12 protein-coding genes are annotated in these 12,416 nt (G+C 63.2%); all 12 read left to right on the top strand.

From position 1 onward, the window contains the following. Positions 1-25 precede the first annotated feature (25 nt). On the top strand, positions 26-1,213 hold the full coding sequence (locus C404_RS32460; protein WP_021192852.1) for a CaiB/BaiF CoA transferase family protein: 1,188 nt from the start codon (positions 26-28) through the stop codon (positions 1,211-1,213). A gap of 2 nt (positions 1,214-1,215) precedes the next feature. Beyond that, positions 1,216-2,076 carry a citryl-CoA lyase gene (locus tag C404_RS32455; protein WP_021192851.1) on the top strand — a complete coding sequence of 287 codons (861 nt, stop codon included), beginning with the start codon at positions 1,216-1,218 and terminating at the stop codon, positions 2,074-2,076. Next, entirely contained in the window at positions 2,073-2,969 is an 897-nt protein-coding gene (locus C404_RS32450) for an SMP-30/gluconolactonase/LRE family protein (protein ID WP_021192850.1), read from the top strand. Before C404_RS32455 ends, C404_RS32450 begins: the two co-directional genes overlap by 4 nt. Before the next feature lie 840 nt (positions 2,970-3,809). Next, a complete protein-coding gene (gene flhD / locus C404_RS32445) occupies positions 3,810-4,127 on the top strand; it encodes a flagellar transcriptional regulator FlhD (RefSeq protein WP_021192849.1) in 318 nt (105 codons plus the stop codon). Positions 4,128-4,201: 74 nt separating this feature from the next. Further along, a complete protein-coding gene (gene flhC / locus C404_RS32440; RefSeq protein WP_021192848.1) occupies positions 4,202-4,762 on the top strand; it encodes a flagellar transcriptional regulator FlhC in 561 nt (186 codons plus the stop codon). Between the two features lie 217 nt (positions 4,763-4,979). After that, the gene (locus tag C404_RS59840) at positions 4,980-5,234 is read left to right on the top strand and encodes a hypothetical protein (RefSeq protein WP_152524389.1); all 255 of its coding nucleotides are present in this window, start codon (positions 4,980-4,982) and stop codon (positions 5,232-5,234) included. Positions 5,235-5,264: 30 nt separating this feature from the next. After that, complete coding sequence (motA, locus tag C404_RS32435; RefSeq protein WP_021192846.1) at positions 5,265-6,125, top strand: flagellar motor stator protein MotA; 861 nt, start codon at positions 5,265-5,267, stop codon at positions 6,123-6,125. Between the two features lie 79 nt (positions 6,126-6,204). Next, positions 6,205-7,164 (top strand): flagellar motor protein MotB, encoded by a 960-nt coding sequence (motB, locus tag C404_RS32430; RefSeq protein WP_021192845.1) that lies wholly within the window; start codon positions 6,205-6,207, stop codon positions 7,162-7,164. Between the two features lie 23 nt (positions 7,165-7,187). Then, positions 7,188-7,601: a response regulator gene (locus C404_RS32425; RefSeq protein ID WP_021192844.1), complete on the top strand. Its 414-nt coding sequence runs from the start codon at positions 7,188-7,190 to the stop codon at positions 7,599-7,601. 18 nt (positions 7,602-7,619) lie between these two features. After that, positions 7,620-9,800, top strand: a complete 2,181-nt coding sequence (gene cheA / locus C404_RS32420) for a chemotaxis protein CheA (protein WP_021192843.1) — start codon at positions 7,620-7,622, stop codon at positions 9,798-9,800. Between the two features lie 84 nt (positions 9,801-9,884). Then, positions 9,885-10,376: a chemotaxis protein CheW gene (locus C404_RS32415; RefSeq protein ID WP_021192842.1), complete on the top strand. Its 492-nt coding sequence runs from the start codon at positions 9,885-9,887 to the stop codon at positions 10,374-10,376. 121 nt (positions 10,377-10,497) lie between these two features. Further along, positions 10,498-12,348 (top strand): methyl-accepting chemotaxis protein, encoded by a 1,851-nt coding sequence (locus tag C404_RS32410; protein WP_021192841.1) that lies wholly within the window; start codon positions 10,498-10,500, stop codon positions 12,346-12,348. The last annotated feature ends 68 nt before the right edge of the window (positions 12,349-12,416 follow it).

Below are 12,416 nucleotides of genomic sequence, written 5' to 3'. Positions count from 1 at the left end.
CACCGTAGTTGTAGGAGTTGTGTTCATGGCTTTGCCTCTCGCGGGTTTGCGCGTCCTCGACTTGTCGAACGTGCTGGCCGGGCCGTTTTGCGGCTATCAGCTGGGCTTGCTCGGCGCAGAAGTCATCAAGGTCGAGGTGCCCGGCAATGGCGATCTCGCCCGCCGCCTGGGTGCTGATCCGGAACAGGCGCGCCGCAAGATGGGCGCCTCGTTTGTCGCCGTCAATGCGGGCAAGCAGTCCGTCACGGTCAACCTCAAGCACCCGGAAGGGCGCGCCATCCTGCTCAAGCTGGTGGCACAGGCCGATGCGCTGATCGAAAACTACCGCCCCGGCGTGATGGATCGCCTGGATCTCGGCTACGACGTGCTGCGCGAGGTCAACCCGCGCCTCGTCTATTGCGCAATCTCGGGCTTCGGCAAGGACGGCCCGTTGAGCGGGCGGCCCGCGTACGACCAGATCATCCAGGGCATTTCCGGCGTGATGAGCGTCACGGGCGATGATGCATCGGCGCCGCTGCGCGTTGGTTACCCGATCAGCGATACGGTGGGCGGCATCACGGCGGCGCTGGCCGTCACGGCCTGCCTGCTCGGCGCGCAGCGCACGGGCGAGGGTTGCATGGTGGATGTGTCGATGCTGGAGTCGACGCTCGCCACCATGGGCTGGGTCGTCTCCAACTATCTGAACGCCGGCGTGAGCCCGCGCCCGATGGGCAACCAGAACTTCACGGCGGCGCCGTCGGGCACGTTCCGCACGGGCGATGGGCTCATCAACATTGCCGCCAACGAAGACAAGCAGTTTGCCGCGCTGTGCCGCGTGATTGGTCATCCGGAACTGGTGACCGATGCGCGTTTTGCCGAGCGCCAGTCGCGCAAGGAGCACCGCCACGCGCTTAACGATGCGCTGGAAGCTGCCTTGGCCGAGCGCCCGGCCGCTGAATGGGAGCCGCTGCTGATCGACGCCGGCGTCCCGGCCGGGCTGGTGCTCGATGTGCCCGGCGTGCTCGCGCATGAGCAGGTGACGGGGCGCGGCTTCGTCACCTCATTCCCGGAAGCCGGGCAGCACGTCACGCGCGCGGGCTTCCGGTTGTCGGGCGAAGACCCGTGCCCGCAGACGCCCGCACCGGCCCTATCTGCCCACACCGACGACTGGCTCGCCAAGCTCGGCTACCAGACTGACCAAATCGAAGTGCTGCGCGCTGAAGGCGCCATCTGACCATGACGACAACGCCTCCTCTTGACGCCGCCGCCCTCGCTGCCGACTACTGGCGCACCGACATCATCGACATCGAACCCGGCCGCATCCACGTGCGCGGCTACCCGATCCAGGAGTTGATCGGCAACATCGGGTTTGCCGAAATGATCTGGCTGATGCTGCGTGGTGAGCTGCCGACCAAGCGCCAGGCGGCGCTGCTGGAGGCGGCGCTGGTGGCCTCGGTCGACCACGGCCCGCACGCCCCCTCCATTGCGATTGCCAAGATGGCGACGAGCTGCGGCCTGCCGCTCAACGGCGCAATGGCGTCTGCGCTGAATGCGCTGGACGACGTGCATGGTGGGGCCGGGCAGCAGGCGGTCGAGCTGTTCCATGACATCGAGGCGCGCATGTTTGATGGTGCATCGCTGGAAGCGGCTACGGCGGCGGGTGTCGATGCCTTCATCGCCGCGCATGGCAAGTACCTGCCAGGCTTCGGGCACCGTTTCCACCCGGTAGACCCACGAGCGGGACGATTGCTGGCATTGGTGGACGAGGCAGCACAAGACAGCGTGGTCGGCGGTCACTACGCCGCCATCGGCCGCGCCATCGAGGCGCTGCTCTCCGCGCGCAAGGGCAAGCCGATCCCGATGAACATCGACGGCGCCACTGCCGTCATCTACGCGGAACTCGGGTTTGCAGCGCCATTGGCGCGCGGCGTGTTCTGCCTGTCGCGCGCGGTCGGCATCCTGGCGCACGCTTGGGAGCAGAGCGGTCGCAGCGAGCGCAACAAGGGACCGATGCCGCGTCAGCTGCCCTACCGCTATACCGGCACAGCCACGCGCCATCTGGCCGAATCCGACGCTGACGCCGTGCCCGCGCCATGACCTACTTCAACTGGCCGGTCATCGAAACCACGGTCTTTGCCGAGATGCCGGCCGAGCTGCGCCGCCCCGTGCCGACCGAATGGTCGCGCGCCAACAAGGGCGGGGGGCCGGTCGATTGCTTTTTGGAAGGCCCGTGCTGGGATGCGCAAGGCAATCTCTGGCTGGTCGACATTCCCCACGGACGCATCCTGCGGGTCTCGCCACGGGGCGATTGGGCCGTGGTGGCCGAATACGATGGCGAACCGAACGGCCTGGCGCTGCGCCATGACGGTACGCTGCTGATTGCTGACTATAAGAATGGAGTGCTGTCGCTCGATCCGGCGACGGGCGTGGTTGCGCCGCTTCTCACCCGCCGCAACAGCGAGCGCTTCAAGGGCCCGAACGACCTGATTGTCGCCCGCAATGGCGATGTCTATTTCACCGATCAAGGCCAGACCGGCCTGCACGACCCGACCGGTCGCGTCTACCGCCTACGCCCGGATGGCCGGCTCGATTGCCTGTTGTCGAACGGCCCAAGCCCGAACGGGCTGGTGCTCACGCCAGACGAGTCCGCACTGTTCGTGGCCATGACGCGCGACAACGCTGTCTGGCGCCTGCCGCTCTTGGCTGACGGCAGCACCAGCAAGGTCGGCCGCTTCGCGCAGTTCTACGGCACCAGCGGCCCGGACGGCATGGCGATGGACGCCGCCGGCAACCTGTTTGTGGCCCATGCCTCGCTGGGCGCGGTCTTTGTGCTCTCACCGCATGGCGAACCGCTGGCGCGCATCGCGTCGTGCCGGGGGCGGACCACCACCAATGTCGCACTGACACCCGACGGGCAATCACTCGTCATCACCGAATCTGCCACGGGCACGGTATTGCTGGCCCACTGGACCCCGCCCCAACACCCCTGAGCACGCCTGCATGCGCGGGCGTTGTCCTACAACAGCGCCCGCGCGCAATCGCAGAAATTCCGACGTTTCTCTCACGGTTGGTCGACCATGCCGCACTTTCCTGTGCGGCCCTGCAGGGTAAGTGCCGCTGCCTTCCTTCCCGGCCCCGACAAGCTTGTCGAAGCGGGCAATTTTGTATCTCTATAAAAGACATGTATTGGATAGAGATACATATAAGTAGGATGTGTCCTACAAAATTGCTGTTCCACTGTAGGACCACTCCTACAAAACCGGTCAAATCGCAGTCGGAACTGTCCTACACGGCCTGTAGGACGAGGTAAGAAGTGTCCTACAAACCGTTAACCCGGCATCCGATGCTCATAGTGGCAGAAGTGCGACGCCTTCTTTGTCGATTCATGGCTTCTTTAGGCAATAATATTGCTATTTTCGGCCAAACATTGGGGTAAAACCGTGTCAAACGACCGCTTTAGCGCACGGTCTATCCAGGCTTGCTGCGTCGGCAAGGGCCGTGTTTACAACATTTATTAACAACTTTGTAGGAAGTTTGCCTACAAGAAAATGGCTTACCTCACCCCTCCAATGTAGGGGGTCACCCTTCTTTACTTACCCCGGTCGTCAAACCACAATGTGTTCAACAGAAAACAACTTCACCATGTCTTAGCGACGTGAGTAAGAAGGAGGCAGGAAGTGCCGGCAACGGTACCGACTGCCAGGAACATCCGATCTGTGGGGATTGGTGACCGCCCGGCGAGGGTAGGCGCGAAACACAACGGCGCCACCGGGCAGCACCATGCGGGATCGGATGCAGGTTGTACTTTTACTGCACACGACGGGACATACATGGACACGCAAGAACTCGTTTCTGAGATCAGCGAGCTGAATCTCACCTATTTGATGCTTGCCCAGCAGATGCTGGCCAAGGATCGCGATGCCGCTCTGTTTCGCCTTGGCATCTCTGAAGAATTGGCTGACATCCTGTTGACGATGTCGCCCGCGCAGATCGTCAAGCTGGCCAGCACGAACATGATGCTGTGCCGCTTCCGCTTCGACGATCACGCCATCCTGGGTCTGGTGACCCAGCCGCACCGTGACAAGGGCCTGCAGCAATCGCAAATGTCGATTCTGCTGGCGCGTCAGGCGGTTGAGCAGATCAGCTAAGCCTTTTGCGGCGGGTTTTCCGTCGGGTTTAGCGTGATTCGGATGGGTAGCAGAAGCAAAGCGGGAGCAGTGCCATGCGTCATACCAGCGTCATGAACGAAGTTCAGCAGATCCACCTCGCAGCGGAATTGATTTCGCTCGGTGCGCGTCTGCAATTGCTGGAACAAGAAACCACGCTCAGCCGTGAGCGTTTGGTCAAGCTGTACAAGGAAATTCGTGGGGAATCGCCGCCCAAGGGCATGCTGCCCTTCTCGGCAGACTGGTTCCTGACGTGGTCGCCGAACATCCACTCGTCGATCTTCCTGAACATTTACCGTTTTCTGGGTGAGAACAGCCGCAGCACGGGTGTGCGCCGCCTGATCTCGGCCTACAAGCTGTACCAGGAACACATTCACGTTCACGAGCAGGAAGAAGTGCTTTCCATCACCCGCGCGTGGATGATGCTGAAGTTCTTCGAGGGAAAGATGCTGCACACCGTGAAGTGCACGCGCTGCACCGGCCATTTCGTGGCCCATGCAGAAGACTTGCACCATGGTTTCGTGTGCGGTGTATGCCAGCCACCTTCACGCGCAGGCAAGAAAAAGCGCGTCGCTGGCCAGGTAGATGCGGTCGCAGACAAGACGATCGACGCCTGAGCGGTACCACCGGGATTACGGGACGTACGGGAACGAACGCCGGGGAATGACGGGAAATACGGGAACACAACAACAATAGCCGGCAAGTTCGGCACATAACAAGACAGCACAGAACACAGAGCAGCAACAGCACAGGGGCTCAGACAGCACAAAAGGGGAAGGGGGTAGGCCGGTCGTCGCAGGAAACTGCGGACCGGCATTTTTTTTGCCGCCGCGCATGAAGGAAGGGACGGAAAGCAATTTCCGTCCCTTTTTTCTTTCGTTCGGCTTGGTTGCCCCCGCTTTTCGTGTCTTCCCGGGGCGACGTGGCGCTCAAGCCGCCCGTTTTGATGCCGTTCTTGGTGAAGAGGGGCGTGGCACAACGATTTTCGGTTGTCCTCGAGCGCCAACCCTTGCAGCAAAACCCGGCGCCAAGCCTTCAGGAAACCGGGGCGATGCCGTTAATCACCCTTGTATTGATCGCTCGAATTGATCGTGCGATGCCCATTCAGGAGTTCGCCCAGTGTTAGTCGCCATCGGTTACATCGTGATTCTCGCCTCGGTGTTCGGCGGCTACATGCTGGCCGGTGGCCACCTGGGGCCGCTGTTCCAGCCGACCGAACTGCTGATCATCTTCGGCGCTGGCATTGGTGCCTTCGTGGTCGGCAACGACAAAAAGGCCATCAACGCCACGGTCAAGGCGCTCCCGGGCCTGTTCAAGGGCTCGAAGTACACCAAGGCCCTCTATATGGAAGTGATGGCGCTGCTGTATGTGGTGCTGTCCAAGATCCGCCGCGAAGGGATGATGTCGATCGAAGCCGACATCGAATCCCCGCACGAAAGCGCGCTGTTCGCCAACTACCCCGCCATCCAGGCCGATCACCACGCGCTGGATTTCATCTGCGACTACCTGCGCCTGATGGTGGGCGGCAACCTGAATCCGTTCCAGATCGAAGCGCTGATGGATCAGGAAATCGACACCCACCACCACGAAGCTGAACAACCGGCTCGCATCATCACCAAGGTGGGCGACGCCATGCCGGCCTTCGGCATCGTGGCTGCGGTGATGGGCGTGGTGCACACCATGGGCTCGGTCGGCCTGCCGCCGGCAGAGCTGGGCAAGCTGATCGCCTCGGCGCTGGTCGGCACCTTCCTCGGCATTTTGCTGGCGTACGGCTTTATCGGGCCGCTGGGTTCGTTGCTGGAGCAGCGCGCCGAAGAATCGACCAAGTTGTTCCAGTGCATCAAGGTGACGCTGCTGGCCAGCATGAACGGCTACGCCCCGGCGATTGCTGTTGAGTTCGGCCGCAAGGTGCTGTTCTCGACCGAGCGCCCGTCGTTTGCCGAGCTGGAAGACCACGTGCGTGGCGCCAAAACAGCGTAGCGCTGAACCCCCTATGACACCGAGTGCGGCCCACGAGCCACGCCATTAACGACGCAGCACACACCGACGGGAACGGACCATGAGCAAGTCCAGCACACCGACCTTCATTGTCATCCGGCGCAACAAGAAGGCTGGGCACGGCCACCATGGTGGCGCGTGGAAGATCGCCTATGCCGACTTCGTGACCGCCATGATGGCGTTCTTCCTGCTGATGTGGCTGCTCAGCTCGGTCACCAAGGCCGAGTTGTCGTCGGTGGAAACGTATTTCCGCACGCCGCTGAAGGTGGCGCTGTTTGGCGGCGCCGGTTCGGGCGATCAGTCGAGCATCCTGCAGGGCAGCCCGTCGCTCAAGCAGAACGTGCCGCAGCCGAACCCGAGCCCCAGCCCCACGGTGCAGCGCCAGCGCAATATCCGCGATGAGTCCGACGACGCCGCGCTGAACAAGCTCAAGCAAAAGATTGCCGAGATGGTCGAGACCAACCCGGTGATGAGCCAGTTCAAGCACCAGCTGCTGATCGACATGACCAGCGAAGGGCTGCGCATCCAGATCGTCGACCAGCAGAACCGCCCGATGTTTGCCAACGCCAGCGCCGAGGTACAGCCGTACATGCGCACCATCCTGCGTGAGCTGGGCTCGGCACTCAATGACGTGCCCAACCCGATCAGCCTGTCGGGCCATACCGATGCCACGCAATACGCCACGCAACACGGCTACAGCAACTGGGAGCTCTCCGCCGATCGCGCCAACGCATCGCGCCGCGAGTTGATTGCGGGCGGCATGAAGCCCGAGAAGGTGAGCCGCGTGGTGGGTCTGGAGGCATCGGTGCCGCTGGACAAGACCAACGCATACAACCCGATCAACCGTCGCATCAGCATCGTCGTGCTCAACGCACGGGCCGCTGAAGCCGTCCGCTCGGGCGGGGTCGAGCCGGTGGCCGACCTGCGTAATGACGGTAAAGACACGCTGCCCGATGCAGCCGCACGTGCAACAGGAGTGGCCGCGGCTGGTGCCGATGCGGCTGCTCCAGCCAAGCCATAAGCGCCCAGGGGAGAACGGAGCCAATGAGCGAGAAACACATCCTGGTGGTGGATGACTCCACCTCGATCCGCCGCATGATCGCCGCATGCCTGCGCGAGTGCGGCTTTGCCGTGACGGAAGCCACTGACGGCGCCGCCGCGCTGGAAGCCGTGCGCAAGCAGACCGACGGCAAGCACGACCTCGTGATTACCGATCAGGTGATGCCAGCAATGGACGGCCTCACCCTGATCCGCGCGCTGCGATCGCTGTCGGCCTATGCCGACACGCCGATCCTGATGCTGACCACCGAGGCAGACGGCACGATCCGCGAGCAGGCGCGTGCCGCCGGCGCCACGGGCTTCCTGCCCAAGCCGTTCGACCCTGATGGTCTGACGGATTCGGTGATGCAGCTGTTCGAATGGCATGCGCAGACCCACGGATCTGCATCGACGCATTAAACGACCGAGACGACAGATATGAACCTCGACCTTAGCCAGTTTTTCGGCGCCTTCTTTGAGGAGGCGGAGGAGCTGCTTGTCGACATGGAGCGGCTGCTGCTCAATCTCGATGTCGCCAACCCTTCTTCTGATGATCTGAACGCCATCTTCCGTTGCGCACACTCCATCAAGGGTGGTGCCGCAACCTTCGGTTTCACGCACATGACGGAACTCACGCATGTGGCGGAATCGATTCTGGACCGCGCCCGCACCGGCACCCTGCAGCTGCGCGAGAACATGGTAGATGCCTTCCTGGAAACGAAAGACGTGTTGAAAAGCCAACTTGATGCCTACCGGCAAGAGCACCCCATCGATACGGCCACGCTCGAATACATGGTGGCCAAGCTCAACAGCCTGGCTGCCGAGGATGGCGCCGCGGCAGCGCAGCCTGCGCCGGCAGCACCCGTAGCCGCGCCGGCTCCGTCGGCTGTCGAGCCCGTTGCGGCCGCGCCCGCCGTGGTGGAGGCACCGGCCGCTGCGCCGGTGGTGTCGATCGACGGTGGCCTGGACATCAAGCTCATCGACGTCTCCAACGAAGACTGCGAGCTGATCGTTACCGAACTCAAGCACCTGGGCACGCTGGTGAGCCATGCGCGCAATGGCCGCAACAGCGACATCGTGCTGCAGAGCACCTGCACCGCCGACGACATCATCGCGGTGAGCTGCTTCATCATCGATGCCGACCAGATCGTCATCACGCCGCATGTGGGTGGTGCTGCGCCTGCTGCAGCCGCTGCAGCGGTGGTGGAAGCCCAGGTTGCCGCCCCGACGCCCGCTGCTGCGCAGACCGAAGCGCACGCACCGGCCGCGAATGAAGTTGCCGCCCCGCCGGCCGCTGCCGTTGCTGCGGCACCGATGCCGGCTCGCCCGGCCGCTTCAGAAAAGCCGGCTGTTGCTGCGGAAACGTCGATTCGCGTGGGCGTGGAGAAGGTCGACCAGCTCATCAACCTGGTCGGTGAGCTCGTCATTACGCAGGCCATGCTGGCGCAGACCGCGTCGTCGTTCGATCCGGTGTTGAACGAGCGCCTGTTCTCTGGTCTCTCGCAGCTCACGCGCAACGCACGCGACCTGCAGGAAGCCGCCATGTCCATCCGCATGATGCCGATGGACTACGTGTTCAACCGCTTCCCGCGTCTGGTGCGCGACCTGGCGCACAAGCTGGGCAAGCAGGTCGAACTGTCGACGTTTGGCAAATCGACCGAGCTGGACAAGGGCCTGATCGAACGCATCATCGATCCGCTCACGCACCTGGTGCGCAACAGCCTGGACCACGGCATCGAACTGCCCGAGGCCCGCGTGGCCGCTGGCAAGGATGCGACCGGCCAACTGCTGCTCTCGGCAGCCCACCAAGGCGGCAACATCGTCATCGAGGTGAGCGACGACGGCCAGGGCCTGAACCGCGACAAGATTCTGAAGAAGGCCCGCGAGCGTGGCCTGCCCGTGTCGGACAACATGACCGACGACGAGATCAACCAGTTGATCTTCGCACCGGGCTTCTCCACCGCCGACCAGGTGACGGACGTGTCCGGCCGTGGCGTGGGCATGGACGTGGTCAAGCAGAACATCCAGTCGATGGGCGGCTACGTCGAGATCCAGTCGCAGAAGGGCAAGGGCACGACCATCCGCATCGTGCTGCCGCTCACGCTGGCCATTCTGGACGGCATGTCGGTCAAGACCGGTGACGAGGTGTTCATCCTGCCGCTGTCGTGCGTGGCCGAATCGCTGCAGCCGCGTCCGGAAGACATCAAGGCCGTGCCGGGCGGCGGACGCCTGCTCAAGGTGCGCAACGAATACCTGACGCTGGTGCCGATGTACGAGCGCTTCCGCATTACGCCGTCGCTGCCCGATCCGTCGGAAGGCATCGTCGTCATTCTGGATTCGGAAGGCAAGAAGATCGCTCTGCAGATTGATGAGCTGGTCGGCCAGCAACAGGTGGTGGTCAAGAACCTGGAGACCAACTACCGCCGGGTGCCGGGCATTTCGGGCGCGACCATCCTGGGTGACGGTAGCGTGGCGCTGATCGTTGACGTGTCGGCGCTCATGCGCGAGGCACGTTCGGGCCATTCAGAAAATGCAGCGCGTGCCGTTACTGCCGAGAAGCACGAGATGGGCGAGGCACAGGGCCGTCGATTCTCGACCGAGGCGATGGCCGCGGCATAAGCGTCCACGCAGCTTTGGGTGGTGGGATGTACCGCCCGACAACGAATTCAATCTAGTGGCCCGACGGGGCCGAGGGGAACCGCAATGGCAGTCAAGGAACATGCGATCGGTGAGGAAACCGGCGGGGAGGAGTACCTGGCCTTCACCCTGGGTCGCGAAGAGTACGGCATCGATATCCTGAAGGTGCAGGAGATCCGCGGCTACGAGACCGTCACGCGCATTGCCAACGCACCCGACTTCATCAAAGGGGTGATCAACCTGCGCGGCATCATCGTGCCGATCGTTGATCTGCGCATCAAGTTCCAACTCGACCGCGTGGAGTACAACCAGTACACCGTGGTCATCATCCTGAACCTGATGGACCGCGTGGTCGGCATCGTGGTGGATGGCGTGTCGGACGTGCTGACGCTGCAAAGCCAGCAGATCAAGCCGGCGCCGGAGTTCTCTGGCGCGCTGGACACGGAATACATCCGTGGCCTGGGCTCGATCGACGAGCGCATGCTGATCCTGGTGGACATCGAGCGCCTGCTGATGTCGGCTGACATGGCGCTGTGCGACGAGGCCGAGGCGGCCTAAGTCCAGCGGATCCGTTTGGCCGGGGCACGCAAGTGCGCCCGGCAGGCGACAAGACACCTTGCGGCGGGCATTCAAATGCCCGCCGTATCACAGGTGCGGCGCTGAAAGGGGAGGAAAATCCATGTTCAGCAACATGACCATCCGGCTCCGGTTGGGGCTGATGATGGCGGGCATTGGTGTGCTTGCCGTCATCGTGGGTGTGACGGGCCTCGTCGGCATGCGTCATGCCAATACTCGCCTGCAGGACACGTACGCCGTGCAACTGGCGGGTGCGGTGGCATTGGCTGATTCCGATTCCAACCTGCTGAGCGCCCGCATCGTGCTGGATCGCGCAGCCATGGCGCCTGGTGCGCCCGGCATGGACAAGACGATCGAGCGCGCCAGGATGTTCCTCGACAAATCCGATGCGGCCTGGAAGCGCTACCGCGCACTGCCGACGTCATCGGAAGAGCGCGCGCTGGCCGATGAAGCCGATGGATTGCGCAACACGTTCGTGCGCGACGGCGCCGAGGTGCTGATGCGCGCCGTGCAGGCCGGTGACCAGGCGACCGTCACCAAGACAGTGATGGACGTGATGCCCGCCCTGTATCGCCCGCTGGGCGACAAGGTGGCAGCACTCAGCCGCATGCAGCTGGCGTCTGCCAAGACGGGCTACGAAGCCGGCCAGCGTGAACACGCCAGCCTGAGCGCGCTGACGATCAGCCTGCTGCTGGGTGGCATTGTGGTGGGTGGGTTGCTGACGTGGGCGCTGCGCCGCTCGATCACGCTGCCGCTGACGCGCGCCATCGAGCAGGCGGAACACATCACGCAGGGCGATCTCACGCACAGCATCCAGGTGAACCGTGCGGACGAAACCGGCCGCTTGTTGATGGCGCTGCAGCGCATGCAGGAGAGCCTGCAGAAGATGGTGGTGCAGGTGCGCTCGGGCTCGGATTCGATTGCCAGCGCCACGCAGCAGATCAGCGCAGGCAACGTGGACCTGTCGCAGCGCACCGAGCAGCAAGCCTCGTCGCTGGAGCAGACCGCGTCGAGCATGGAGCAGCTCACAAGCATCGTGAAGCAGAACGCCGACAACGCCCGTCAGGCCAGCACGCTGGCCGGCAACGCGTCGGACATCGCCGTCAAGGGCGGCGAGGTAGTGGGCCGGGTGGTGGACACCATGGCCGGCATCAATGAAAGCAGCAAGAAGATTGCCGACATCATCGGCGTGATTGAAGGCATTGCCTTCCAGACCAACATCCTGGCGCTGAATGCGGCTGTGGAAGCAGCACGTGCGGGCGAGCAAGGCCGTGGCTTTGCGGTGGTGGCGGGGGAAGTGCGCAGCCTCGCGCAGCGTAGCGCGACGGCCGCCAAGGAGATCAAGGAACTCATCAGCGATTCGGTGGGCCGCGTTGAAAATGGCACCACGCTGGTGGCAGAAGCCGGCAGCGTGATCGACGAAGTTGTTGTGGCCGTCAAGCGCGTGACCGACATCATGGGCGAGATCAGCTCAGCGTCGGACGAGCAGAGCGCGGGGATCGAGCAGGTCAACCAGGCCGTCAACCGCATGGATGAGGGTACGCAGCAGAACGCGGCGCTGGTGGAGCAGGCGGCTGCGGCGGCCATGTCGCTGCAGGAGCAGGCCGACGGGCTGCGTCAGACCGTGGCCGTGTTCCGTACGAATGCCGGCACGCAAATCGAACCGGCTCGGCCGGTTGCGAGCGCGCCGCGTGTGACCAAGCCGGCGGTGGTGAAACCGGCTGCGCGCCGTGCGGCAGCCAAGGTTGCGCCGGCCCGTAAAACGCCTGCCCCTGTGCAGCTGACCAACGAACAACCCAAGCCTGCCGTCGTGGAAGCGGCCGCAGAGGAACAACAACGTGTGCGCCCCGCAGCGGCCAAGTCGACAACGTCGGCGGCTGCACAAGCGCCCAAATTGCAAACGCCCAAGCTCGTTGCCGCCGGCGGCGACGATAGCGACTGGGAAACCTTTTAACCATGTATGCACGGGATCTTCGCTGCTCGCGAAAGCTCTCTCGTGTGTCTTTGTGGTGTGCAGCCTGC

The organism is Ralstonia sp. AU12-08 (genome assembly GCF_000442475.1).
GTDB lineage: Bacteria > Pseudomonadota > Gammaproteobacteria > Burkholderiales > Burkholderiaceae > Ralstonia > Ralstonia insidiosa.
This window is presented reverse-complemented; position numbering and strand designations above follow the sequence as displayed.

Coding starts and splice junctions, on each gene's coding strand:
- C404_RS32460 (WP_021192852.1), top strand. CDS start 26: ATGGCTTTGCCTCTCGCGGGTTTGCGCGTCCTCGACTTGTCGAACGTG.
- C404_RS32455 (WP_021192851.1), top strand. CDS start 1,216: ATGACGACAACGCCTCCTCTTGACGCCGCCGCCCTCGCTGCCGACTAC.
- C404_RS32450 (WP_021192850.1), top strand. CDS start 2,073: ATGACCTACTTCAACTGGCCGGTCATCGAAACCACGGTCTTTGCCGAG.
- flhD (WP_021192849.1), top strand. CDS start 3,810: ATGGACACGCAAGAACTCGTTTCTGAGATCAGCGAGCTGAATCTCACC.
- flhC (WP_021192848.1), top strand. CDS start 4,202: ATGCGTCATACCAGCGTCATGAACGAAGTTCAGCAGATCCACCTCGCA.
- C404_RS59840 (WP_152524389.1), top strand. CDS start 4,980: ATGAAGGAAGGGACGGAAAGCAATTTCCGTCCCTTTTTTCTTTCGTTC.
- motB (WP_021192845.1), top strand. CDS start 6,205: ATGAGCAAGTCCAGCACACCGACCTTCATTGTCATCCGGCGCAACAAG.
- C404_RS32425 (WP_021192844.1), top strand. CDS start 7,188: ATGAGCGAGAAACACATCCTGGTGGTGGATGACTCCACCTCGATCCGC.
- cheA (WP_021192843.1), top strand. CDS start 7,620: ATGAACCTCGACCTTAGCCAGTTTTTCGGCGCCTTCTTTGAGGAGGCG.
- C404_RS32415 (WP_021192842.1), top strand. CDS start 9,885: ATGGCAGTCAAGGAACATGCGATCGGTGAGGAAACCGGCGGGGAGGAG.
- C404_RS32410 (WP_021192841.1), top strand. CDS start 10,498: ATGTTCAGCAACATGACCATCCGGCTCCGGTTGGGGCTGATGATGGCG.